General features: G+C 71.0%; 18 protein-coding genes and 1 tRNA gene. 16 read left to right on the forward strand and 3 right to left on the reverse strand.

What is annotated here, in order from left to right:
• Positions 1 to 838: 838 nt before the first annotated feature.
• Positions 839 to 2,311 (reverse strand): NADP-dependent phosphogluconate dehydrogenase, encoded by a 1,473-nt coding sequence (gnd, locus tag FFA01_RS13240; protein ID WP_280178080.1) that lies wholly within the window; start codon positions 2,309 to 2,311, stop codon positions 839 to 841.
• 337 nt (positions 2,312 to 2,648) lie between these two features.
• Here gnd and FFA01_RS13245 point away from each other — a divergent pair, with 337 nt between their 5' ends.
• The 12 genes from FFA01_RS13245 (at position 2,649) to FFA01_RS13300 (ending at position 16,351) form a co-directional block, all read left to right on the forward strand.
• Positions 2,649 to 3,284: a 50S ribosomal protein L25/general stress protein Ctc gene (locus FFA01_RS13245; RefSeq protein WP_146856662.1), complete on the forward strand. Its 636-nt coding sequence runs from the start codon at positions 2,649 to 2,651 to the stop codon at positions 3,282 to 3,284.
• Positions 3,285 to 3,325: 41 nt separating this feature from the next.
• Complete coding sequence (pth, locus tag FFA01_RS13250; RefSeq protein ID WP_146856663.1) at positions 3,326 to 3,916, forward strand: aminoacyl-tRNA hydrolase; 591 nt, start codon at positions 3,326 to 3,328, stop codon at positions 3,914 to 3,916.
• An 89-nt stretch (positions 3,917 to 4,005) separates the two neighbouring features.
• Positions 4,006 to 7,620 (forward strand): transcription-repair coupling factor, encoded by a 3,615-nt coding sequence (gene mfd / locus FFA01_RS13255; RefSeq protein ID WP_146856664.1) that lies wholly within the window; start codon positions 4,006 to 4,008, stop codon positions 7,618 to 7,620.
• Between the two features lie 22 nt (positions 7,621 to 7,642).
• A complete protein-coding gene (locus FFA01_RS13260; RefSeq protein ID WP_167627389.1) occupies positions 7,643 to 8,368 on the forward strand; it encodes a MazG nucleotide pyrophosphohydrolase domain-containing protein in 726 nt (241 codons plus the stop codon).
• 331 nt (positions 8,369 to 8,699) lie between these two features.
• Entirely contained in the window at positions 8,700 to 9,266 is a 567-nt protein-coding gene (locus FFA01_RS13265) for a TetR/AcrR family transcriptional regulator (protein WP_146856666.1), read from the forward strand.
• A gap of 288 nt (positions 9,267 to 9,554) precedes the next feature.
• Positions 9,555 to 10,769: a histidine--tRNA ligase gene (locus FFA01_RS13270; RefSeq protein WP_371859215.1), complete on the forward strand. Its 1,215-nt coding sequence runs from the start codon at positions 9,555 to 9,557 to the stop codon at positions 10,767 to 10,769.
• An 88-nt stretch (positions 10,770 to 10,857) separates the two neighbouring features.
• Positions 10,858 to 12,138, forward strand: a complete 1,281-nt coding sequence (gene eno, locus FFA01_RS13275) for a phosphopyruvate hydratase (RefSeq protein ID WP_146856668.1) — start codon at positions 10,858 to 10,860, stop codon at positions 12,136 to 12,138.
• 116 nt (positions 12,139 to 12,254) lie between these two features.
• Positions 12,255 to 12,797, forward strand: a complete 543-nt coding sequence (locus tag FFA01_RS13280; RefSeq protein ID WP_146856669.1) for an FtsB family cell division protein — start codon at positions 12,255 to 12,257, stop codon at positions 12,795 to 12,797.
• On the forward strand, positions 12,794 to 13,345 hold the full coding sequence (locus FFA01_RS13285; RefSeq protein ID WP_146856670.1) for a DUF501 domain-containing protein: 552 nt from the start codon (positions 12,794 to 12,796) through the stop codon (positions 13,343 to 13,345). The genes FFA01_RS13280 and FFA01_RS13285 overlap by 4 nt, the downstream gene beginning before the upstream one ends.
• Positions 13,342 to 14,607, forward strand: coding sequence for a S8 family serine peptidase (locus FFA01_RS13290; RefSeq protein WP_146856683.1), 1,266 nt, complete (start codon positions 13,342 to 13,344; stop codon positions 14,605 to 14,607). Before FFA01_RS13285 ends, FFA01_RS13290 begins: the two co-directional genes overlap by 4 nt.
• A 40-nt stretch (positions 14,608 to 14,647) precedes the next feature.
• Positions 14,648 to 16,186: an NAD(P)/FAD-dependent oxidoreductase gene (locus FFA01_RS13295; protein WP_146856671.1), complete on the forward strand. Its 1,539-nt coding sequence runs from the start codon at positions 14,648 to 14,650 to the stop codon at positions 16,184 to 16,186.
• Between the two features lie 91 nt (positions 16,187 to 16,277).
• A tRNA-Leu gene (locus tag FFA01_RS13300) sits at positions 16,278 to 16,351 on the forward strand.
• A gap of 56 nt (positions 16,352 to 16,407) precedes the next feature.
• Here the strand turns inward: FFA01_RS13300 and FFA01_RS13305 are convergent.
• Positions 16,408 to 18,777, reverse strand: a complete 2,370-nt coding sequence (locus FFA01_RS13305; protein WP_146856672.1) for an Ig-like domain-containing protein — start codon at positions 18,775 to 18,777, stop codon at positions 16,408 to 16,410.
• Positions 18,778 to 19,051: 274 nt separating this feature from the next.
• Here FFA01_RS13305 and FFA01_RS13310 point away from each other — a divergent pair, with 274 nt between their 5' ends.
• On the forward strand, positions 19,052 to 19,633 hold the full coding sequence (locus FFA01_RS13310) for a LemA family protein (RefSeq protein ID WP_220478247.1): 582 nt from the start codon (positions 19,052 to 19,054) through the stop codon (positions 19,631 to 19,633).
• Between the two features lie 37 nt (positions 19,634 to 19,670).
• Positions 19,671 to 20,576, forward strand: a complete 906-nt coding sequence (locus tag FFA01_RS13315; RefSeq protein ID WP_146856673.1) for a M48 family metalloprotease — start codon at positions 19,671 to 19,673, stop codon at positions 20,574 to 20,576.
• On the opposite strand, the gene FFA01_RS13320 is transcribed toward FFA01_RS13315, so the two are convergent.
• Positions 20,573 to 21,787, reverse strand: coding sequence for a winged helix-turn-helix domain-containing protein (locus tag FFA01_RS13320; RefSeq protein ID WP_244289846.1), 1,215 nt, complete (start codon positions 21,785 to 21,787; stop codon positions 20,573 to 20,575). The two genes, FFA01_RS13315 and FFA01_RS13320, sit on opposite strands and share 4 nt — an antisense overlap.
• Positions 21,788 to 22,042: 255 nt before the next feature.
• Here FFA01_RS13320 and FFA01_RS13325 point away from each other — a divergent pair, with 255 nt between their 5' ends.
• Positions 22,043 to 23,122 (forward strand): AI-2E family transporter, encoded by a 1,080-nt coding sequence (locus FFA01_RS13325; RefSeq protein ID WP_244289847.1) that lies wholly within the window; start codon positions 22,043 to 22,045, stop codon positions 23,120 to 23,122.
• Positions 23,115 to 24,353, forward strand: a complete 1,239-nt coding sequence (gene ilvA, locus FFA01_RS13330; RefSeq protein ID WP_146856676.1) for a threonine ammonia-lyase — start codon at positions 23,115 to 23,117, stop codon at positions 24,351 to 24,353. The genes FFA01_RS13325 and ilvA overlap by 8 nt, the downstream gene beginning before the upstream one ends.
• Positions 24,354 to 24,392 lie beyond the last annotated feature (39 nt).

Here is a 24,392-nt window from a genome sequence, read left to right on the forward strand (position 1 = left end):
GCCCCCGCCTGACGCCCTGACGCACCCGCGACCCGCCTCCCCGCGCCCCGTCGCCCCGCCTGACGCCGCCCCCCTGACGCCCCCGCGCCCCGCCGCCCCGCCTGACACCGCACCACCCGCCCGCGTCCCGTGTCGGCGACTCAGGCTTTCGGGCGCCTCGCGGCTGCTCGGCTCAACGGAAGCTCCCTTCTGCCTGAGTTGTCGACGCGGCGTGCGGCCCATCGTCCGACGTCCGGCGGCGCCCACCCCGCGGCCCTGTCCTGCCGGCCCCGGCCCGCGTCCCGTGTCGGCAACTCAGGTGTTCGGGCGTCTCGCGGCGGCTCGGCTCCGCGGAAGCGCCGTTGTGCCTGAGTTGCCGACGCGGCGGTGTGCGGCCTGTCGTCGGACGTACGTCGGCGCCCGGCGCCGCGGCCCTGCTCTGTCGGCCCGCGCCCCCGTGTCGGCAACTCAGGCTTTCGGGCTTCTTGCGGCGGTTCGGCTCCGCAAAAACCCGCTCGTGCCTGAGTTGCCGACGCGGCGGCGTGCGGCCAGTCGTCGGATGTACGTCGGCGCCCGGCCCGCGCCCCCGTGTCGGCAACTCAGGCTTTCGGGCTTCTTGCGGCGGTTCGGCTCCGCGGAAGCTCGCTCGTGCCTGAGTTGCCGACGCGGCGGCGTGCGGCCCGTCGTCGGACGGACGCACGGACGCACGGCCACCCGGTCGCCCACGCGGCGGGCGAGCCGGCACGACGCACGAACGGGCGTGCCCGCGCGAGTCGACCCGCCGAAGCGGCCCGACCGCGACGAACACGCCCGTCACGGCGGAACGGAGGAGGCGCGGTTCACGCCTCCGACGAGCCGGTCAGTGAGTCGACGGCTCCGTCTCGATCTCCGAGCGGTCGCCCGACCAGAGGGTGTGGAACACGCCCTCCTCGTCGACCCGCTTGTAGGTGTGCGCGCCGAAGAAGTCGCGCTGGCCCTGGATGAGCGAGGCGGGGAGGCGCGTCGACGCGAGCGAGTCGTAGTAGCTGAGCGCCGATGCGAACCCCGGAACGGGGATGCCGGAGAGGGCCGCCTTGGCGACGATGCGTCGCCATGCGTCCTCTCCCTCGCGCACGGCGGCGGCGAAGTAGTCGTCCTCGAGCAGGGTGGCGATCGACGCGTCCTTCTCGTAGGCGTCGACGATGCGGTTCAGGAACTGTGCGCGGATGATGCAGCCTCCGCGCCAGATCTTGGCGATCGCGCCCTTGTCGATGTCCCAGTCGTACTCCTCGGCGCCGGCGATGATGGCGTCGAAGCCCTGGGCGTAGGCGACGATCTTCGAGGCGTAGAGCGCCTTCTGCACGTCGTCCTCGAAACCGTCGCCCGCCTCCTGGATGTCGGGTCGACCCTGCAGGGTCTTCTGGACGGCCTCGCGCTGAGCGGGCTTCGACGACACGGCGCGGGCGAAGACCGCCTCGGCGATGCCGCCGACGGGGACGCCGAGCCCGACGGAGTTCTGCACGGTCCAGACGCCTGTGCCCTTGGAGCCGGCCTCGTCGACGATGGAGTCGACCAGCGAGCCTCCGGTCTTGGCGTCCTTCTGCCGGAGGACCTCGGCGGTGATCTCGATGAGGTAGGACTCGAGCTCGCCCTTGTTCCACTCGTCGAAGACCTCGGCGATGGCGGCGGGGTCGTGTCCGCCGACGCGGCGCAGCAGGTCGTACGACTCGGCGATCAGCTGCATGTCGGCGTATTCGATGCCGTTGTGGATCATCTTGACGAAGTGGCCCGCGCCGTCGGAGCCGACGTGCGTCACGCAGGGCTCGCCCTCGGCGACCGCCGCGATCGACGACAGGATCGGGCCGAGGGTCGCGTACGCCTCCTTCGATCCGCCGGGCATGATGGACGGCCCCTTGAGGGCGCCCTCCTCGCCGCCGGAGATGCCGGCGCCGACGAAGTTGAGACCGCGTTCGCGCAGGGCCGCCTCGCGACGGCGGGTGTCCTGGAAGTTCGCGTTGCCGCCGTCGACGATGATGTCGCCCTCCTCGAACAGGTCGGCGAGCTGGTCGATGACGGCGTCGGTCCCGCGTCCGGCCTGCACCATGATGATCGCGGTGCGGGGCGTCGACAATGACGCCGCGAACTCCTCGATCGTCTTCGAGGCGATGAACCCGGCGTCGCCGTGCTCCGACATGAGGGTGTCGGTGCGCTCGGGCGAGCGGTTGTAGACGGCGACGGTGTTGCCCTCGCGGCTGGCGAGGTTCCGCGCCAGGTTCGAGCCCATGACGGCGAGGCCGACGACGCCGATGTTCGCCTGGGGGGTGGACTGCGATGCTGCTCCGTGTTCGGTCACGGTGCCTCCTTCTCGGTCGATGACTCTCCGCAGACTATTCCCCGGCCCCGAGCGCCTGACAGGCACCGTCGATACCCCTCGGGAGCCCGGAGCCCAGGAGGCGCGGGTTGGCGACACGCCCGGGCCCCGTGTAACCTCGGAAGCTGAACTTCGGCGAGGGATGCGTGAGCATCCGTTATCGACGCGGTAGGCAGACGCTCAGTCTCGTATCGGCGAATCCCACGGGTCTCGTCACTTCACGGCTGCGGGGTCCCTCCTCACGCGATACGCGTTCGAGTTGAATCCGACCACACATCCGGTCCGCGCCCTCGGGCCCGGCCATCAGAAGGAGACACACATGTCCGACGACAACACGCTTTCCGTCCTCGTCCGCACCAGCTTCGGCAAGGGCGCGGCCCGCAAGATCCGTGCGAACGACCAGATCCCCGCGGTCATCTACGGTCACGGCACCGACCCCCAGCACGTCACCCTGCCCGGCCACGAGACGATGCTCATCACGCGTCGCGCGAACGCCGTCATCACGCTCGACATCGAGGGCACGACCCAGCTCGCCCTCGTGAAGGACATCCAGCGCGACCCGGTGAAGCAGGTCATCGAGCACATCGACCTCATCGTCGTCCGCCAAGGCGAGAAGGTCACCGTCGAGGTGCCCGTGCACATCGAGGGCGAGTCGGCTCCCGGAACGATCCACGTCGTCGAGCTCAACGCCGTCGAGCTCGAGGTCGAGGCCACCCACATCCCGCAGAACGTCGTCGTCTCGATCGAGGGCCTCGAAGACGGTGCCCAGGTCACGGCCGCCGACCTCGTCCTGCCCAAGGGCGCCTCGCTCGTCAGCGAGCCCGAGACGCTGGTCCTCAACGTCTCCGTGCCGCAGCTCGACCTGACGACCGACGCGGTCTCCGATGAGGACGGCGAGGCCGCAGCGGCCGAGGGCGACGTCGACTCGATCGAAGACGAAGAGCGCTCCGAGTAGCACCTCCGTCGGCGAGAACCACTGAGGAGACGACCAGGACGATGGCATCCGACGATCAGTGGCTCGTGGTCGGGCTCGGCAACCCCGGGCCCGACTACGCCGGCAACAGGCACAACGTCGGACAGATGGTGCTGGCCGAGATGGCCCACCGTCTGTCCGCCGGCTTCAAGAACCATCGCACCCATTCCAGCGTCGCCGAAGGCCGTCTCGTGCCCGGCGGCCCGCGCTTCGTGCTCGCGAAGCCCGCGACGTACATGAACGTCTCGGGCGGTCCCGTCCAGTCGCTCCTCCGCCTCTACGACCTCGACGTCTCGCGGCTCATCGTCGTGCACGACGAGCTCGACATCGACTTCGACACCATCAAGCTGAAGCACGGCGGCGGGCACGGCGGACACAACGGCCTCCGCGACATCATCGCCGCCACCGGCTCGAACGAGTTCACGCGGGTGCGTGTCGGCATCGGACGCCCTCCCGGCCGTCAGCCGGCCGCCGACTTCGTCCTCAAGGACTTCTCCGCGACCGAGCGGCAGAACCTGCCGATCCTGCTCGCCGACGCCGCCGACGCGATCGAGATGATCGCCGCCGACGGCCTCACCGCGGCCCAGCTGAAGTTCCACACCGCCTCGAGCTGACCTCGACGCGGGGGCGGAGCGTCTCCCGACCCGGCAGCCCTCAGCGAACCCCGGCCTCGATGTCGGTGGGCGCGCGTAACATCGTTCGGGTGATACTCGCGGGCTTGATCTCGGCGCTTTCGCGCGCCTCCACCTTCTCTGCTGCCCTCGACCGGCATGACAAGAGCACCGACTTCTCGGTCGTCGACGGCCTGCGTGTGCCTCTGCTGGCCGGTCTGCTCTCCCGGCGCGAGGGCCCGCAGGCCCTCCTCGTCGTGACCGCGACCGGGCGCGAGTCCGAGGCCGTGCGGGGTTCGCTGTCGAGCTACCTGCCCGACGCCGAGATCATCGAGTTCCCCGCCTGGGAGACCCTCCCGCACGAGCGACTCAGCCCCAGCGCCGAGACCGTGGGCAAGCGGATCCACGCCCTGCGCCGACTGGCCGCCTGGTCCGACGAGGCCCGGCGATCGCCCGAGACGACCAGGCCGATCGTCGTCGTGGCCGGTGTCCGCGCCGCCCTTCAGCCCCTGGCCGACAACCTCGCCGACATCGATCCGGTCGTCCTCACCGTCGGCGATCGTGGTCACGACCTCTCCGCGATCGCGCTGAACCTGGTCGATCTCGCCTACGCCCGCGTCGACATGGTGACCCGTCGGGGCGAGTTCGCCGTTCGCGGCGGCATCCTCGACGTCTTCCCGCCGACGGCCGAGCACCCGGTCCGGGTCGACTTCTTCGGCGACGAGGTCGATCAGGTCCGACGCTTCTCGGTGGCCGACCAGCGCAGCCTCGACGGCGAGATCACCACGGTCGACCTCCCACCGAGCCGTGAGATGCTGCTGACGGAACAGGTCCGGCAGCGCGCCCGCGAGATGCAGCACGAGTTCCCGAGCCTGGCGCAGATGCTGGCCAAGATCGGCGAGGGCATCCCCGTCGACGGCATGGAGTCCCTCGCTCCGGCCCTCGTGCACGGCCTCGTCCCTCTCACGCACTACCTGCCTGCGGACGCCTCGATCGCCGTCCTGTCGCCCGAGCGCGTGGTCTCCCGTGCCCAGAGCCTGGCCGACACCAACCGCGAGTTCCTGTCTGCCGCCTGGAGCGCCGCGACGGCCGGCGCCGAGGCGCCCATCGACCTCGATGCGGGCGACTTCATCGGCCTCCGCGACCTCCGCGAGTCCGCCGGCGGTCGGACCTGGTTCACCCTCAGCACGTTCGACAGCGGCGAGGTGCTCACCGACGACGAGGCGATCGCCTCCGCGGGCGACTACGTCCGCGTCGTCGCCGAGCCGGTGCCGAGCTTCAGCGGGCATGCCGAGGGTGCTCTCGACCACGTCGTCTCGCGTCTGGCCGACGGGTGGAGCGTCGTGGTGACCTCGCGCGGCTCCGGCCTCGTCGAGCGGGCCCGCGACGTCCTCGCCGAACGCGGTGTGGCCGCGCGCGTCGAGGAGGCGCTCCCCGCCACGCTCGAGTCGGGGGTGGCGCACCTCGTCGCCGGGGGAGTCGAGGCCGGGTTCGAGATCGCGGAGGCCAAGCTGGCCGTCCTCGGCGAGAGCGACTTCTACGGAAGGTCCGCCAACTACGACTCCCGCCAGGTGACGAAGCTCGCCAGTCGCCGGAAGAACGTCGTCGACCCCCTCCAGCTGAAGCCGGGCGACGTCGTCGTGCACGCCACCCACGGCATCGGCAAGTTCATCGAGCTGACCACCCGTGAGGTCAGCTCGGGGGGCAAGAACGCCGTCAAGAACAGCCGCGAGTACCTCGTCCTCGAGTACGCGCCGTCCAAGCGGGGGTACCCGGGCGACAAGCTCTACGTCCCCACCGACCAGCTCGACCTGCTGAGCCGCTACGTCGGGGGCGAGGCCCCGACGCTGAGCAAGATGGGCGGAAGCGACTGGGCGTCGGCGAAGAGCAAGGCGCGGCGCGCGGTCCGCGACATCGCCGTCGAGCTCGTCAAGCTGTACTCCGCGCGCATGGCCTCGAAGGGTCACGCGTTCCCGCCCGACACCCCCTGGCAGCGCGAGCTCGAAGAGGCCTTCCCGTTCGCCGAGACGCCCGACCAGCTGACGACGATCGACGAGATCAAGGCGGACATGGAGCGCCCGATCCCGATGGACCGCCTGCTCTCCGGCGACGTCGGCTACGGCAAGACCGAGGTGGCCGTGCGGGCCGCCTTCAAGGCGATCCAGGACGGCAAGCAGGTCGTCATGCTCGTGCCGACAACCCTCCTCGTCAAGCAGCACGTCGACACGTTCGCGGACCGGTTCGCCGGTTTCCCCGTCCACCTGCGCAGCCTGTCGAGGTTCCAGTCGGCGAAGGAGTCCCGCGAGACGATCAAGGGCCTCGGCGACGGCACCGTCGACATGGTGATCGGCACCCACCGTCTGCTCAGCGAGGGCATCTCGTACAAAGACGTCGGTCTGGTCATCATCGACGAGGAGCAGCGCTTCGGCGTCGAGCACAAGGACGCCCTCAAGAAGCTCAAGACGAACGTCGACATCCTCGCCATGTCGGCCACCCCCATCCCTCGTTCGCTCGAGATGGCGGTCACGGGCATCCGCGAGATGTCCACGCTCGCGACCCCGCCCGAAGACCGTCATCCGATCCTCACGTTCGTGGGCCCCGAGAGCGACCGCCAGAAGGCGGCGGCCATCCGTCGCGAGCTCCTCCGCGAGGGTCAGGTCTTCTTCGTGCACAACCGCGTCTCGAGCATCAACCGGGTCGCCGCCCAGATCGCCGAGCTCGTGCCGGAGGCGCGGGTGGCGGTCGCTCACGGGCAGATGGCCGAGTCGTCGCTCGAGCAGGTCATGGTCGACTTCTGGGAGCGCAAGTTCGACGTGCTGGTGTCGACCACGATCATCGAGACCGGGCTCGACATCGCCAACGCGAACACCCTCATCATCGACCGGGCCGACAAGTACGGGCTGAGCCAGCTGCACCAGTTGCGCGGCCGGGTGGGCCGTGGTCGCGAACGCGGCTACGCGTACTTCCTCTACGACGCCGACCGTCCGCTGAGCGAGACCGCTCAGGACCGGCTCGAGACGATCGCCGCGAACAACGAGCTCGGCGCCGGCATGCAGGTGGCGCTGAAGGACCTCGAGATCCGCGGGGCCGGCAACCTGCTCGGCGGCGAGCAGTCCGGTCACATCGCAGGCGTCGGGTTCGACCTGTATCTCCGCATGATCGGCGAAGCCGTCGGCGCCTTCCGCGGCGACGTCGCCGAGGGGCAGACCGAGCTCCGCCTCGAGCTGCCGGTCGATGCGCACATCCCCGACGAGTACGTCGAGAGCGAGCGTCTGCGTCTCGAGGCGTACCAGAAGCTCTCGACGGCGAGCTCCCCGACGTCGACCGACGATCAGATCGATTCGGTGCTCGACGAGCTGACCGACCGCTACGGAACGCCACCCGCGTCGGTGCTCGCGCTGATCGAGGTCTCGCGACTGCGTCGGGCCGCGCAGAAGGTCGGCCTCAGCGAGGTCGTCGTGATGGGCAGCAACCTCCGGGTGGCCGGACTCGACCTCCCCGACAGCATGCAGATCAGGTTGCAGCGCATGTACCCGGGGTCGCGCTGGTTCGGGCAGACGAAGTCGATCAGCGTGCCGATGCCCCGTCATCACGGCGAGGCGCTGCCCGACGGCGAGCTCATCACCTGGGTCGAGCAGCTCATGACGGCGATCTACGGGGCCGAGGCGCCGCGCCCCGCCACCGATGCGGCCGCGTCGGCCGGCTGACGATGGATCCGAGGAGGCGCGGGTGAGCGGCCAGGGCACCCCCGGCGACGAGGTGGGCGCCCTGGTCGAGGTCGTGCGCCGTCTCCTCGCCGACGACGGGGGCTGCCAGTGGAACCGGGATCAGACGCCCGAGAGTCTGGTGACGTACCTCGTCGAGGAGACCGCCGAACTGGTCGAGGCGATCGAGCAGGGGACGATCGACGATCGGCGTGAGGAACTGGGCGACGTCCTCTACCAGGTGGTGCTGCATTCGGCCCTGGCCGAGCGCGACGGCGCGTTCTCGCTGGCGGACGTCGTGAGCGACGTCTCGGCGAAGACCGTGCGGAGGCATCCGCACGTCTTCGGCGGCGACGAGGCCGCCGACGTCGACGAGATCATCCGTCTGTGGTCGGCGGCGAAGGCGCGCGAGAAGGCTCACCGCGACAGCGTCTTCGACGGTGTCGCGGTCGGGTTGCCGGCCCTGGCCCGAGCCCAGAAGATCGATGCGCGCCGTCGGGCCGCGATGCTGCCGGGCTCCGGGTCGATCGAGGTCGGCCCGAGCCCCTCGACGGCCCCGCACCCGGGCGACGACGTCGAACTCGCGTTCGGCCGCGAGGTCCTGCGTCTGATCGACGCTCTCGGCGATGACGGCGTCGACGCCGAACGGGCGGTGCGACGTGCGGTCCGGGAACGCGAGGAACTCCTCCGAGACGTCGAGCGCCGAGTCGCCGGGCGACGTGAAGATGGGATGCCCCGCCAACCCGAATAGGCGGGGCATCCCCACGTGTACCCCCAGGCGGAACCGGTCGGAGACCTGGTTCGTCTGAGCTGTGTGAACACGTCACCGCTGCTCGCACACCACGGAGGGATCAGTCTCAGCGGGCAATGCAGCAGTGATCTAAATGTAGAGCGCATTCAGGTAAAATGTCAAGGGTCATCCGACGAAACACGCGGCTGAGAATCGTCGGACCCCCGACCTGTCGACCGCCTCGACCGCCCCGGATCGCCCGAGCGGCCTTCACACACGTCTGTTATGGTCGCGTGACGACGGTCGGTGCCGCGCAGGGCGTCCCGATCCGTCCGCACGAAGGAGTGGCATCATGCCTCGCAAACCCGATCCGACACGCAAGCCAGAGTTGCTCGGCCAGATCATCGACCATCTCCGGTCGCGCAGCATCGCGACCGTCTCGTTCCGCACGCTGGCCGACGCCCTCGGCGTCAGCACCTACGTCTTCGTCTATCACTTCGGCAATCGCGCCGAGTTGATCGCCGAGATCGTGCGGGCCGTCGTGGCCCGTCAGTCCGATCTGTTCGCGGTCGACCCCGCAGGGCTCGACGACGCCGGGTTCCGTCAGCAGATGACGGCGTACTGGAACGCCGCCTCCGACGATCGCGGTCGCGATCTGCAGCGGCTCGAGATCGAGGCCGCCCTCCTGGAGGTCGTCGCCGGCGAGGCGGGTGTCGCGCGGCAGGCCGGGGCGCGACGACGCGACTTCGTCGCCGCCTGGCTCGTCGCGCAGGGCTCGGCGGAGCAGAGCGCCGCCGACGCGGCTCAGGCGTTCGTCGCCGAGGTCGAGGGTCTTCTCTACGACGCCGTCGTCGCGGGCGACGCCTCCGCCGCGACCCCCGTCTTCGAGAAGCGTCTCGACGCGTTCGTCGCGCAGTAGGCGAGGGTGGCAGGGGCTCGTCGTCGAGACGGGCGAGGGTCTGGCCGACGCGTCGCCCACCGTAGCATGGCGAACGGGCCAGGTGCTCAGCACCTGGCCCGTTCGGGCGCCCTCACCGCAGGGAAGGTAGGGCGCCGGGACCGAGCGACGTGCAACCCGATTCACGCCGCTTGGTGCTCATATCGTACGTGGAATTCCGGATGAAGCGCAAATCGAGCGAGATGCTCCGCCGGGTGGTCGCTCTGAGATGATGGTCCGATGCCGTCACACGTGAGCCCGCCCCGCGGGATGAGAGACTTCCTCCCCGCCGAGAAGCGCCGTCGCGAGCGCGTTCTCGCGATCGTCCGCGACGTGTACCGGTCGTTCGGCTTCGACGAGATCGAGACGCCCGTCGTCGAGGGCACCGAGTACCTCTACTCGGGGCTCGGCGGCGACAACGAGAAGCAGGTCTTCGCGGTGCTGCGGCGGGGTCTCGACGTCGACGCCCTCCGCGCCGCCGAGTCGCCGCTCGCCCTGGCGGATCTCGGCCTCCGCTTCGATCTCACCGTCCCGCTGGCTCGCTTCTACGCCTCCCACCGGTCCGAGCTGCCCACGGTGTTCCGCTCGGTCCAGGTGGCACCGGTCTGGCGTGCCGAGAAGCCCCAGAAGGGCCGGTACCGCCAGTTCCTCCAGTGCGACATCGACATCCTCGGCGAGGCCGGCCCGCTCGCCGAGGTCGAGCTCATCTCCGCTACGACGGCGGTCCTCACCGCTCTGGGGCTGACCGGGACGACCATCCGGATCAACGACCGACGCGTGCTCCTCGGCATCCTCGCGCACTGGGGCGTCCCCGCCGATCTCAACGACCGGGCCCTGGTCGAGCTCGACAAGCTCGACAAGATCGGCGTCGACGGCGTGGTGGCCCGTCTCGCCGAGATCGGCGTCGAGCACGCGGGGGTGGGCGACGCCCTGGCCGAGCTGTCGTCGACGGACTGGTCGACGATCACCGGCGATGCGCCTCCTGCCTGGTTGGACGGCGCGGCCGCCGCCGATCTCGTGGCGCTCCGTGACGCCCTGCCGGAGGCCCGTCTCGTCTTCGATCCGACCCTGGTGCGCGGGATGGGCTACTACACGGGCACGATCTTCGAGGTGGCGCACCCGGACTTCAGCTACTCGCTGGGCGGCGGAGGCCGGTACGACGGCATGATCGGCCGGTTCCTCGGCACGGACGTGCCCGCGGCGGGATTCTCGCTCGGCTTCGAGCGGATCGTCGATCTGGCCGACCTCGACGATGCCGAGGGCGACGGTCTCGCGCTCGTCCACGACGCCGCCGTCCCGCCCGTCGAGCTCGTCGGCCTCCGGACCGCCCTGCTGTCGGGTGCCGAGTCCCGGGTGCGCCTCGAACGGCGCTCCAAGAACCTCAGCCGCCAGCTCGACGCGCTGGCCGAGGCCGGCTACACCCGGTTCGCGTTCGTCCGCGGAGGCGAGAGCCCGAGCGACCTCGTCGTCAAGACCCTCGGCTGACGGGTCGCCGCCCGCCCCGGGCGGGTGCGTGGCTAGGATTGTCCCGGACCTCGGTCCTGCGAACACAACGACTACTAAGGAGTTCTCCGTGGCAGCAATCGACGCCGTAGGCGCCCGCGAAATCCTCGACTCGCGGGGCAACCCGACGGTCGAGGTCGAGGTCTTGCTCGACGACGGGACGGTGTCGCGCGCGGCCGTTCCCTCGGGCGCATCGACCGGGGCCTTCGAGGCCTACGAGCTCCGTGACGGCGACAAGGGCCGTTACCTCGGCAAGGGCGTCCTGAAGGCCGTCGCCGCCGTCATCGACGAGATCGGCCCCGAGGTCGAGGGACTCGACGCCACCGACCAGCGCCTCATCGACCAGGCCATGATCGAGCTCGACGGCACCGACAACAAGAAGCGCCTGGGCGCCAACGCCATCCTCGGCGTCTCGCTCGCCGTCGCCCGTGCCGCGGCCGACTCGGCCGACCTCCCCCTGTTCCGCTACCTCGGCGGTCCGAACGCGCACACCCTGCCCGTCCCCATGCTGAACGTCATCAACGGCGGCTCGCACGCCGACAGCAACGTCGACATCCAGGAGTTCATGATCCTGCCCGTCGGCGCTTCCTCCTTCGCCGAGGCGCTCCAGTGGGGGGCCGAGACCTACCACGCCCTGAAGAGCGAGCTCAAGGCCAAGGGCCTGTCGACCGGTCTGGGCGACGAGGGCGGCTTCGCGCCGAACCTCGACAGCAACCGCGCCGCGCTCGACCTGCTCGTCGAGGCGATCACCACGGCCGGCTTCACCCCCGGCAAGGACCTGGCGCTCGGCCTCGACGTCGCGTCGAGCGAGTTCTACTCCGACGGCTCGTACACCTTCGAGGGCGAGAAGCGCGACTCGGCGTTCCTCGCGCAGTACTACGCCGACCTGGTCGCGTCGTACCCCCTCGTCACCATCGAGGACCCTCTCGACGAAGACGACTGGGAGGGCTGGGCCCACCTCACGAGCGAGATCGGCTCGAAGACGCAGATCGTCGGCGACGACCTCTTCGTCACGAACCCCGAACGCCTCGCCAAGGGGATCGCCGCCGGCGCCGCCAACTCGATCCTCGTCAAGGTCAACCAGATCGGCACCCTGACCGAGTCGCTCGACGCGGTGGCGCTGGCTCAGCGCAGCGGGTACACCACGGTCCTGTCGCACCGCTCGGGCGAGACCGAGGACACCACCATCGCCGACCTGGCCGTCGCGACCGACGCGGGCCAGATCAAGACCGGCGCCCCGGCTCGCAGCGAGCGCGTCGCGAAGTACAACCAGCTGCTGCGCATCGAAGAGGAGCTCGGAGGCGCGGCGGTCTACGCCGGCCGTTCGGCCTTCCCGCGCTTCCGCGGCTGACACCACGCCGATCCGGCTCGACGCCGATCGACCGAGAGGCCCGTCCCGATTCGTCGGGGCGGGCCTCTCGGCGTTCCGTGACCGTCTGGACCGGGGCGTCGTCTACCCTCGGAGGCATGCCCCGAGACTCCAAGAACAGGCGCGTGCCGGTGTCGCTGCCGAGCACCGAGTCGTCGGCGACGGGATGGCTCCGCAGCATCCGGTTCTCCGGGTTCAGCCTGCTGATGCTCGTCATCCTCGTGCTCTTCGTCGTCATCCTCGCGCCCTCGCTCCGGACCCTCGTCCAGCAGCAGCAGCAGATCGCCGCCATCCAAGACGAGGTGGAGCGCCAGAAGACCGACGTCGCCGATCTGCAGGGCGACGTCGCCCGATGGAGCGACCCCGCCTACATCGAGGCGCAGGCACGTGATCGTCTCCTCTACGTCTATCCCGGCGAGTACAGCTATCTCGTCATGGGCGACTCGGCCGAGTCCTCGGACGCGCCCCAGGCGCCGATCAGCGACGAGCTCCAGACGCCGCAGGTCGACTGGATCGCCGCGATGACCTCGTCCGTCCTCGACGCGGGTCTCAGCGACGCGCCCGCGACCGAGCTGGTCGCCCCCGACATCACCGGCGGCGAGCTGCCGACCTCGACCCAGACAGGCGGCACCACCCCGTGAGCACCCCTCCGTTCGACCCGGTCACCGAGCTCGACGTGCGGATCGTCACCGCGCAGCTCGGCCGGCCTGCGCGCGACGTCATCGGCATCGCCGCGCGGTGCGTCTGCGGCAACCCCACGGTCGTCGCGACGAAGCCGCGGCTGAGCGACGGCACGCCGTTCCCCACGCTCTACTACCTGTGCCACCCGGGGGCGACCGCGGCGATCTCGACGCTCGAGGCGACGGGTGTGATGACCGAGTTCACCGAGGCGCTGGCCGCCGACCCCGAGGCCGCGGCCGCCTACCGGTCGGCGCACGAGGCGTACCTCGCCGACCGCGAGAGCATCGAGCACGTGCCCGAGATCGCGCACGTCACGGCGGGGGGCATGCCCGAGCGGATCAAGTGCCTTCACGCGCTGGCCGGTCACGCCCTGGCCGCCGGGCCGGGCGTCAACCCGTTCGGCGACCGCGCCCTGGAGCGCGCGGCGTGGAGCCCCGACGTCTGCCGCTGCCCCGACTACCTGGCCGAGGGCGATCCGGCCGAGCGCGCCTCCGGCGGGGGAGCCTGAGGCCCGTGCGACGACTCGGGGGTGCCGTCGCGTCGATAGCGGCCGTCGGCGTCGTGGCCGTGTCCGTGCTGATCCCCGCGGGTGCGGCCCGGGCCGACAGCATCCGAGACGATCAGTACTGGCTCGCCGACTACGGCGTCGAGCAGGCATGGCAGACGAGCCGCGGAGCGGGGGTCACCGTGGCCGTCATCGACACCGGCGTCGACTCGTCGGTCGCCGAGCTCGAGGGCGTCGTCGTCGACGGCACGGACGTCTCGGGGCAAGGTTCGTCCGACGGGCAGACGCCGGTCGGCACCGACGACCCCACGCATGGGACGTTGGTCGGCTCGATCCTGGCCGGTCGCGGCACGGCGCCGGGCGACGGGGTCGTCGGGGTGGCCCCCGAGGCCTCTCTGCTCTCGGTGTCGGTCGGCTTCGGAACCGACGCCGTCGACTCCGACACCCAGATCGCCGACGCCGTCCGCTGGTCGGTCGACCACGGGGCCGACGTCATCAACATGTCGTTGACACGCAACACGCTCGACTGGCCGACCAGCTGGGACGACGCGTTCCTCTACGCCATGGAGAATGACGTCGTCGTCGTCGCGGCGGCCGGCAACCGGGGCAGCGGCACCACCGAGGTCGGCGCCCCCGCCACGATGCCGGGCGTCCTGACCGTCGCCGGCGTCGACCGGTCCGGCACCGCGAGCTTCGACGCGTCGAGCCAGGGCATCACGATCGGCGTCGCGGCCCCGAGCGAGAAGCTCGTCGGCGTGGGGCCGGGCGACATCCACTACAGCTGGAGCGGCACGAGCGGAGCGACGCCCATCGTCGCGGGGATCGTGGCTCTCGTGAGAGGCGCTCATCCGGAGCTCGACGCCGACGACGTCATCAACCGGGTGATCTCCACCGCGACACCGCGGGGCACGTCGACGCCCGATCCGCTCTACGGCTACGGGCTCGTCGACGCGGCCGCCGCCGTGCAGAGCACGGTGCCCGCGGTCGAGGCGAACCCGATGGGCGACCTCGCCGAGTGGATCCGCGTCCACCGACGCGCCGAGGCGCCGGCTGCGAGCCCGGCGGCGACCACCGAGCCGGCGCCCGCTCCCGTTCCCACGCCGCAGGCGGATCGGGGCGACCGGCTCCAGGCCCTGGTCCCGACCGTCGAGTCGATGCGGTCGACCGGCATCCCCCTCATCGTCTTCGGGGTCTTCGGCGGGGCGCTGGCAGCCGTCGGATGGGGTGCCTGGCGCCAGGTCCGGAGACGTCGCGACCAGGAGTAAGGTCTTTACGGACAACCCCACCTCAAGGAGATCATCCCCCGTGCCCAAAATCCTGATCGTCGGCGGCGGCTACGCCGGTTTCTACACCGCCTGGAAGCTCGAGAAGTGGCTGCGCGCAGGGGAGGCGGAGGTCACGATCGTCGACCCGCTGCCCTACATGACCTACCAGCCGTTCCTGCCCGAGGTGGCGGCCGGATCGATCGAGCCGCGTCACGCGGTCGTGGCGTTGCGACGTCACCTCAAGAAGACGAACGTCGTCACCGCGAAGGTCACGAAGGTCGACCATGCGACCAAGACGGCCACCATCACGCCCGAGGTGGGCGACGAGTGGACGATGGAGTACGACCAGGTCGTCATGACCGCCGGGGCCGTCTCCCGCACGTTCCCGATCCCCGGCGTCGCCGACGAGGCCATCGGCCTCAAGACGATCGAGGAGGCCGCGGCCATCCGCGACAAGCTGCTCACCAACTTCGCCAAGGCGTCCAACCTCCCGGCCGGTCCCGCCCGTGACCGCCTGCTCACCGTCGTCGTGGTCGGCGGCGGATTCGCCGGCATCGAGGTCTTCGCCGAGCTCCGCAGCTTCGCGAGCGACCTGCTGAAGAACTACCCCGGTCTCACGATCGACGACACGCACTTCCACCTCATCGAGGCCATGGGCCGCATCATGCCCGAGGTCTCGCTCGAGACGAGTCACTGGGTCCTGAAGAACCTGGCCCAGCGCGACGCCATCGTGCACCTCGACACCCAGCTCCAGTCGGCCGTCGGCGGCAAGATCGAGCTCTCCACCGGCGACTCGTTCGAGTCCGACCTCATCGTCTGGACGGCCGGCGTCATGGCGAACCCGATGGTCCGCAACACCGACTTCCCGCTCGAGCAGCGCGGTCGCATCACGGTCAAGCCCGACCTGCGCGTCGTCGACGGCGAGACCATCGTGCCGGACGCCTGGGCCTGCGGCGACGTCGCCGCGACGCCCGACCTGACCGGCAAGGGCGTGGGTGGATTCTGCGTCCCCAACGCCCAGCACGCCGTGCGGATGGGCAAGCAGCTCGCGAAGAACCTCGTCGCGTCGCTCCGCGGCGAGAGCGTCACCGACTACCGGCACGACAACCTCGGCGCCGTCGCCGGGCTGGGGCTGAACGTGGGCGTGTTCCAGAGCGGCAAGATCGCGATCAAGGGCTTCCCGGCCTGGATCGCCCACCGTGGCTACCACGGCATGGCGATGCCGTCGTTCGAGCGGAAGTTCCGCGTGGTCGGCGGCTGGTGGAACAACTTCTGGCTGGGCCGTGACATCGTCTCGCTCGACAACCGCGAGCGTCCGCGTGCCGCCTTCGAGGAGTTCGCGTCGCGTCCGAAGCCCGCCGCCGAGGCCGCTGCCGCTCCCACCCCCGAGGTGGGCACCCCGGCCGGCGAGCCCGGCCCGGTCTACGCCAACCCCGCGGGCGAGAAGGGTGCGCCTGCCGAGAGCGAGACCACCAAGCCGGCTCGCAAGGCACCCGCCCGGAAGCCCGCTGCGAAGAAGGCGCCCGTCGCTGCCGACGACGCATCCTCGTCCGACGCGAAGGTCCCGGCCGCCGAGTAACCTCGCACCACCTGACCCGACGACGCCCGCCCGCTGACCACCAGCGAGGCGGGCGTCGCCGCGTTCGAGACCTTTGTAGGCTGTCCGACGGGCCCCCGTAGCCCAATCGGTAGAGGCAGGCGACTTAAAATCGCTTCAGTCAGGGTTCGAACCCCTGCGGGGGTACGCCGGAGCGGGAGTCGGAGACCGAGCCGGAGCCGGAGACCGTTATGCAGAGCGTCTCAGGACACGCGACGGGCCGGTTCCACGACCCGGACCCACAGCCAGGCGGCGACGCAGAAGAGCGCCGCGACGACGGCTGCGGCGACGAGCGCCGTCCAGGGGAACGCCGTCGCCGGGTTGCCGACGAAGACCACGGCTGCGGCGGTGACCCCGAGCACGGTGACGACGACGTAGGCGCGCGTCGACCACGCCAGCACGGCATGGCCCGGCAGGGAGCCCACGGGCAGCAGTGAGAGCACGAGCGAGCCGAGGCCGGCGAGGCAGACGGTGGCGAGGGTCTCGCGGCCGAGCTGCCAGCCGAAGCCGCCCGTCGCGGTCATGGTGCCGTGGAGCGCCCAGGCGGCCGACGGCACGACGACCAGGGCGACGAGCTGCACGAGGGCGGCCAGCCCGTGCTCGCGCGGGCCCGCGTCGACGTCCGGGGCCCGTTCGACGTGGGTGCCGGACGGCGCGGCCGCCCGGGCGACGAGCGTCCCCGTGAGGAGCACGCCGAGGACGAGCGGCGGATCGAGCGCCAGCACCCTGGTCGCGGCGCACGCCACGAGAGCGAGCCCGAGGAGCCCGGGGGACATCCGCACGCGCGCCCGGAGTCCGAGCCGTCGACCGACGAGGACGGCGGGGAGGGCGACGGCGAGTCCGTTCAGCAGGATCAGCCCGAGCGCGATGCCGGCGAACAGTCGGGCGTACTGCACCTGATCGTCGACGCCCGCGGCGACGGCGATGACGGCGGCCCCGACGGCCAGGGCGAGCCCGACGGCGAGGCGGGGATCGATCGAGCCCGCGCTGAACGAGGTGGGCTGTTCCACCGTGCGGTTGCGGCCGGTGAGGCGGCGGGAGCGCGGTCGGACCCGGCCGCGGAGCGCCGTGGCCCCGAGACGCACGGGCCCGGCGATCAGCACCAGGAACAGCAGTCCGAGCAGCGCCGCGAGCGGCCAGACCGGGCCGCCGAAGGTCTGAGCGAGGCTGGGGAGGTCGCGTCCGAACGACGTGGCGGTCGCCCACGTCCCCGTGTCTCGGACGACGGCGGTGGGGTCGTCGCCGTCCGCCGCGCCTCCTGAGGGGCTGCCCCCCGCCGCTCCTCCGCCGGCGCTGCCGCCACCGCCGGGCGCGACGGGGGCGGGCGCGGCGGACGACTCGTCGCCGCCGGTGGTGTCGCCCGGGGAGGCGTCCGTGCCGGAATCGGGGTCGGCCGGCGCCGGTGCGCTGGTCGCACCGGGCGTCGGAGACACCGGGGGAGCGCCGGAGGGCGACGCCGAGGGGGACGAGGCGCCGAGCACCGTCACGACGACCGCCGCCGAGGCCGGTCCGAAGTTGCCGGCCGCGTCGACCTGGCCCGCCTGCACCCTGCGGTCGCCGACCGGGAACGACGACCCGGTGGAATCGCATCGCCAGGACCCGTCCGCCACGGTCGCCTGGCAGATCGGCGAGTCGTCGACGTAGACCGTCACCGTGGCGGCGTCCTCGCCCGTTCCGGCGAACACGACGGGCTGAGCGGCGAGTTCTGCTCCGGCCGCCGGGGAGGTGACCGCGGGGGCGGTCGGCGCGTCGCGGTCGACGGTCGCCGAGACGGCTGCGGACGCGCCGGACCTCTCGACGTCGGGGACGGCCGAGCTGCGCTGCGTGGCCGACAGCGTGTAGGTCGCGGAGGGGAAGGCGCCGGCGTCGAGCACGGCGGTCCACTGGCCGTTCGCATCGGCGGTCGCGCTGGCGCTCTGGCCGGAGGTCGCGGCGACGGTGACCTCCGCGCCCGCCTCCGCCGTCCCGCTCGCCTTGGCGCCGACGAGCAGCCCGCCGCGCAGGGTGGGGGCCCCGAGGACCGAGAAGGAGGCGCTGCTGACGTCGCCGAGAGCCGTGTGCGTCGTGTCGCGGACCGTGAGGACGATGTCGGCGCCGTTGGCCACGGTGGCCCGGCACGACCAGCGGCCGGTCGACTGCGTGGTCGACGTCGGGACACGGGCCTCGCAGAGCGAGCTCGAGGGGACCGCCGGGTCGAGGACGCGGATCGTGGCGCCCGAGGCGCCGGTGCCGCCGAGCGTCACCGCGTTGCTCGTCCGGTCGCCCACGGGGTCCACGGTCGGCGCGGCGGGCCCGGGGGTCGGCGTCGGCGCCCCGAGCGTCGGATCGGGGGTTCCGGAGGCGCGTTCGGGCTCGGCCGACGGAGCGGCGGCGGGACTGCCGGCGGCTCGTGCGCCCGGACCCGTGCCGATCGCCAGAGCGGTACCGCTCAGGAGGGCCACGGCGATCGCCAGCGCGACGGCGACCCGCCGACGGCGCGGGCGGTCGACCCGTGCGCTCCGGGCATGCCCGATGCCGCGTCCGGCGACGACAGCCGAGGAACGCGACGAGAACGGGGGCGGAGAAGACAGCACTGCAGTCCATTCAGCACGGTCGGCGCGGACAAGTCAATCCACCCGGCGGGGGGTGTCGCGGCATCGGACGGGGGATGCCCGGGATCGCCCGTCGCCTCGCCGTCGGTCACCCGGCCCGAGTAGGTCGTGAGTTCGCTCCGAAGACGCCCAGTCGACGTCGAGGCGGCTCCGGGCGCATTTATAGTGAAAGACGGACTGCGGCGACCTGAACCCTTGTCCGAGACGATCGTCTCCTCTCGGTTCGCCCGCGTCGTAACCCAAGGAGTGACACGTCATGCAACCGGCCACGATCGGCATCCTGGTAGCCGTCGGAATCATCGTCCTGCTCGCGATCATCGCGGGCATCTATCTCTGGGCCACCTACAACTCGCTGGTGACCCTCAAGGTGCGGGTCGACGAGGCCTGGAGCGACATCACGGTCCAGCTCAAGCGGCGCGCGGATCTGATCCCGAACATCATCGAGGCCGTCAAGGGCTACGCCGCGCACGAGTCGAAGGTCTTCCAGAACGTGACCCAGGCGCGCGCCGAGACGCTCGGGGCCCAGACGCCGGCCGAGGCGTCCGCCGCCGAGGGGCACATGCAGACGGCGCTCAAGAGCATCTTCGCCGTCTCCGAGGCGTATCCGCAGCTGCAGGCCAGTCAGAACTTCCTGCAGCTGCAGTCGGAGCTCGTCGACACGGAAGACAAGATCCAGGCGGCGCGACGCTTCTTCAACGGCGGAGTCCGCGAGTTCAACACCAAGACCCGGGTGTTCCCCAACACCGTGTTCGCGAAGCGGCTCGGGTTCACCGAGCGCGACTTCTTCGAGGTCGCCGAGCCCTCGGCCATCGCCGAGCCTCCGCGCGTCCAGTTCTGACCGCCGCCGCAGCACCCCGAGAACGGTCGTCCGGGTCATGTACTCCGCCATCTCCCGCAACAAGCGGAACACCGTCTTCATCGTCCTGATCTTCCTGGTGATCGTCGGCGCCCTGGGCTTCGGAGCCGGGGCGCTGTACGGCAACTACTCGATCGGGTTCGTCGTGCTGGTGATCGCCGGCCTGTACGCGCTGATCCAGTACTTCGGCGCCAGCCGACAGGCGCTGTCGCTCAGCCACGCCCAGCGCGTCGACGCCGTCACGGCTCCGCGCCTCTACCGCACGGTGGAGAACCTCAGCATCACGATGGGGCTGCCCATGCCCGAGGTCTACGTGGTCGTCGACCCCGCGCCGAACGCCTTCGCCACCGGCCGCGACCCGGAGCACGCCGTCGTGGCCGCCACGACCGGCCTTCTCGAGATCATGGACGACTCCGAGCTCGAGGGCGTGATGGCGCACGAGCTGGGGCACGTCAAGAACTACGACATCAGGGTCTCGATGATGGTCTTCGGGCTGGTCGTGGCCGTGGGGTTCCTGGCGGACGTCCTGCTCCGCATGTCGTTCTTCAGCGCCCTGAGCGGTGGCAATCGGAACTCGAACAACAACAACGGCGGCGGCTCGAACCCGGTGTTCCTGGTGCTCGGCCTCGTCGCGATGATCGTCGCTCCGCTGGCGGCGGCGGGCGTCCAGGCGGCGGTGTCGCGTCAGCGCGAGTACCTGGCCGACGCGACCGGGGCCCTGACGACGAGGTACCCCGAGGGGCTGGCCCGGGCCCTCGAGAAGCTCGCAGGCCACGGTCGACCGATGCGCACGCAGAACACCTCGATGTCTCACCTGTGGATCAGCGACCCCATGAAGCCCGGTCTCATGGACCGGCTCTTCAGCACGCATCCGCCGCTGGACGATCGGGTGAAGCGCCTGCGTGAGAACGCGGGCACCTTCTAGCCGCCGCTCCGAGCGTGGAGGGCACCTCGGAGGTCGTCGGCGAGATCGCCCCTCGACGCGACCTCGACCGAATCGAGCCCCTGCCACGTGGCGGCCCGTTCGAGGAGGCCGGCGAGGCGCATCGCATCGACGGGGAGGTCGCGTTCGCGCCACGCCGCCTGCACGCGCAGCACTCCCTGCTGCCGGTCGCTCTTCAGATCGACGCGGGCCACGAGCCTGTCGTCCTGCAGCACCGGGAGCACGTAGTAGCCGTGGACGCGCTTCTCGAGCGGAGTGTAGATCTCGATCCGGTAGTGGAAGTCGAACAGGCGCTCGGCCCGGGGCCGGGTCCACACCACGGGGTCGAAGGGCGAGAGCAGGGCGTCGGCGTCGATTCGACGGGGGAGGCGCGCGTCGCGGTGCAGCCAGGCGGCCCGTCCCCAGCCGTCGACCGCGACGGGGACGACGACGCCCTCGTCGTGCAGTTCACGGAGAGCAGGCATCACGTCGGCCGTCTTGAGGCGGAAGTAGTCGGCCAGGTCGGAGGCCGTCGCGACGCCCTGGGCTCGGGCGGCGTGCGCGAGGAGGCGCTTGTGGGCGTCGTGCCGGGAGACCTCGACCTCGAGGACCTCGGGCGGCAGCACCTGCTCGGGCAGCGCGTAGACCCTCTCGAAACGCCGACGCCCGGCGCTGACCAGCGCCCCGACGCGGAACAGCGACTCGAGGCCCTGTTTGACGGCCCCCCAGCCCCACCACGGCCCCGTCCGAACGTTCGCATCGTGCTCGACGAGGCTCGCGGGGAGGGGCCCCAGGTCGCGGATCTCGTCGAGCAGCCACTGCGCCATCCGGGGGTTCGCGCTGAGCCACGAGTCGTTGTCGGCCAGCCAGCGCGCCCGGTAGTCGGCCATGCGCCAGCGCAGCAGCGGCCACGACCCGACCGGGATGAGCGCCGCCTCGTGCGCCCAGTACTCGATGTAGCGCCCGGGGCGGAAGGTGAGGCGGTCGAGCGTCGAGCGGTCGTAGTCGCCGAGGCGCGCGAAGAGCGGCAGGTAGTGGCTGCGCTCGAAGACGTTGACGGAGTCGATCTGCAGCAGTCCGAGTCGGTCGATGGTCGCGTTGAGACGCCGGGTGCCGACCGAAGGGGCGTCGGCCTGCGAGCCGGGGCCGCCGAAGCCCTGCGCGGCGAGGGCCACGCGACGGGCGAGGGCGGGGGAGAGACGTTCAGGAGGCACGCGCTCGACTGTAGCGACGGCCGCCGACAGTCTCCGCGCCTCCCGAGACCGTTCCGAGGCGCCGTCGGACGGGCCGACCTCCTCCCTCGCGTATGCCGCAGGGGGCATGTTCCCTGTCGCGTCACGTGCACCCGAGGGACTTACACTGAGCCCATGATGCGGCGCAGCAGGCCTTCGCGTGGCGCGGCCGAATCCCCCTCGACCGAGACCTCCCCGACGCCGGCGCGCGGGGCGGATCCCTCGCTGCCACGGGGCATGGTCATCGCCGGAGCCTGGTCGTGGCGGGTCCTCGTCATCGTCGGCGTGATCGCGGTCTTCGTCTGGATGATCATCCAGCTCCGCATCATCGTCATCCCGTTCATGGTCGCCCTGCTCGTGTCGGCTCTCCTCGTGCCGTTCTCGTCGTGGCTGCAGCGACACCGCTGGCCGAAGTGGGTCGCGGTGGTCGTGAGTCTGGTCGGCTTCCTGGTGGCCGTCGCGGGGCTGTTCTACCTCGCCGTCCTCCAGGTCATCGACGGTGCACCCGAGCTGCGCGACCGCTCGATCGCCTCCTACGGTCAGCTGCGCGACTTCCTGCTGACCTCGCCTCTGCATCTCACCGAGGCCCAGATCAACGGCTACGTCGGCGATGCGGTCGCAGCCCTCCAGCAGGACTCCCAGCCGCTGCTGCGCGGCGCCCTCTCGGTGGGATCGACGGCCGGGCACATCGCCGCCGGTCTCGTGCTGATGCTCTTCGCGACGATCTTCGTGCTGGTCGGCGGCTCCGACATCTGGCGCTGGGTCGTCGGCATCTTCCCGAGGACGAGCCGCCGCGCCATCGACGGCGCCGGTCGGGCCGGCTGGCTGACCCTGACCAACTTCGTCAAGGTGCAGATCTTCGTCGCGTTCGTCGACGCCGTGGGCATCGGGCTCGGGGCGTTCTTCCTGGGACTCCCCCTGGTCGTGCCGATCGCCATCGCGGTGTTCCTCGGCTCGTTCGTCCCGGTGGTGGGCGCCGTCGCGACCGGGGCGATCGCCGTCGTGATCGCCCTCGTCTACAACGGCTGGGTCGTCGCGCTGCTGATGCTCGCCGTCGTGATCCTCGTCCAGCAGATCGAGGGTCATCTGCTCCAGCCCTTCGTCATGGGCAGCGCCGTCAAGGTGCATCCGCTCGCGGTGGTCTTCGCCGTGGCGGCGGGCACGCTGCTCGCGGGCATCCCGGGCGCGCTCTTCGCCGTGCCCGTCGTCGCCGTGCTCAACGTCATGATCACCTACGTCGCCCGAGGGGCCTGGCGCGAGACGCCACGGCCGACCGAGGGCGCCGTCGTCGCAGAAAGAGGCACCGCCGATGTCTGATCTCACGCTCGCCGGCCCCACCCTGGCCGAGATCCAGGAGGCGCGTGCCCGGGTCGCGAAGGTCGCGCGGGTGACCCCGATGGAGAGCTCGCGGTTCCTCGCCGAGGTGCTCGGGTCGCCGGTCCACCTCAAGTGCGAGAACCTGCAGCGGACCGGGTCGTACAAGATCCGCGGCGCCTACAACCGGCTGACCCAGCTGAGCGAGGACGAGCGTTCGCACGGCGTCGTCGCGGCCTCGGCCGGCAACCACGCCCAGGGCGTCGCGTTCGCGGCACGCGAGCTCGGGATCCCCGCCACGATCTTCATGCCCGTCGGCGTCGCGCTGCCCAAGCTGCAGGCGACGAGAGAATACGGCGCGGACGTCGTGCTGAGCGGGCACAGCGTCGAGCAGGCGCTCCGGGCGGCCCAGGAGTTCGCCGACACCACGGGCGCGGTGTTCATCCCCCCGTTCGACCACCCCGACGTGATCGCCGGTCAGGGGACCGTCGGCCTCGAGATCCTCGAGCAGGTCCCCGACGTCGACACGGTGATCGTGCCGATCGGCGGCGGCGGCCTCATCTCGGGCATCGCCAGCGCCCTGGCCCAGACGGCGGCCGTCACCGGGAAGCGGGTCCGGGTCATCGGCGTGCAGGCCGTGAACGCGGCACCCTACGCCGTCTCGATGAAGCGCGGCGTGCGGACCGACATCGAGGCGCAGCCGACCATCGCCGACGGCATCGCCGTGGCCAAGCCGGGCGTGCTCAACTTCGAGATCGTCCGAGACACGGTCGACGAGGTCGTCACGGTCGGCGACGACGACACGGCGAGGGCCATCCTGGTCATGCTCGAGCGCGCGAAGCTGGTGGTCGAGGCGGCCGGCGCGGTCGGCGTCGCCGCGGTGCTGACCGAGCAGGTGCGCGATCTCGGCACGACCGTGATCGTCCTCAGCGGCGGCAACATCGACCCGTTGATGATGGAACGCGTCATCGGTCGGGGTCTCTCGGCGGCGGAACGGTATCTCAAGATGCGGATCGGCCTGCCCGACCGACCCGGCCAGCTCGCCCGGGTGTCCGAGATCCTCGCCGACGTGAACGCCAACGTGGTCGAGGTGCTGCACACGCGCCACGGCCGGGGCCTGCAGATCAGCGAGGTCGAGCTCGAGCTGAGCGTCGAGACCCGCGGTCCGGGCCACGTCGACGAGGTCCTGCAGCGGCTGCGCGACGCCGGCTACGCGCCCGACGTCGACTTCTGAGACGCGACGGGCCCGACCGAGCGCTCTCGGTCGGGCCCG

Source organism: Frigoribacterium faeni, from assembly GCF_007988805.1.
GTDB classification, from domain to species: Bacteria; Actinomycetota; Actinomycetes; order Actinomycetales; family Microbacteriaceae; genus Frigoribacterium; species Frigoribacterium faeni.

Coding starts and splice junctions, on each gene's coding strand:
- pth (WP_146856663.1), top strand. CDS start 3,326: ATGGCATCCGACGATCAGTGGCTCGTGGTCGGGCTCGGCAACCCCGGG.
- FFA01_RS13315 (WP_146856673.1), top strand. CDS start 19,671: ATGTACTCCGCCATCTCCCGCAACAAGCGGAACACCGTCTTCATCGTC.
- FFA01_RS13280 (WP_146856669.1), top strand. CDS start 12,255: ATGCCCCGAGACTCCAAGAACAGGCGCGTGCCGGTGTCGCTGCCGAGC.
- FFA01_RS13265 (WP_146856666.1), top strand. CDS start 8,700: ATGCCTCGCAAACCCGATCCGACACGCAAGCCAGAGTTGCTCGGCCAG.
- ilvA (WP_146856676.1), top strand. CDS start 23,115: ATGTCTGATCTCACGCTCGCCGGCCCCACCCTGGCCGAGATCCAGGAG.
- FFA01_RS13270 (WP_371859215.1), top strand. CDS start 9,555: ATGAGAGACTTCCTCCCCGCCGAGAAGCGCCGTCGCGAGCGCGTTCTC.
- FFA01_RS13310 (WP_220478247.1), top strand. CDS start 19,052: ATGCAACCGGCCACGATCGGCATCCTGGTAGCCGTCGGAATCATCGTC.
- FFA01_RS13325 (WP_244289847.1), top strand. CDS start 22,043: ATGGTCATCGCCGGAGCCTGGTCGTGGCGGGTCCTCGTCATCGTCGGC.
- FFA01_RS13245 (WP_146856662.1), top strand. CDS start 2,649: ATGTCCGACGACAACACGCTTTCCGTCCTCGTCCGCACCAGCTTCGGC.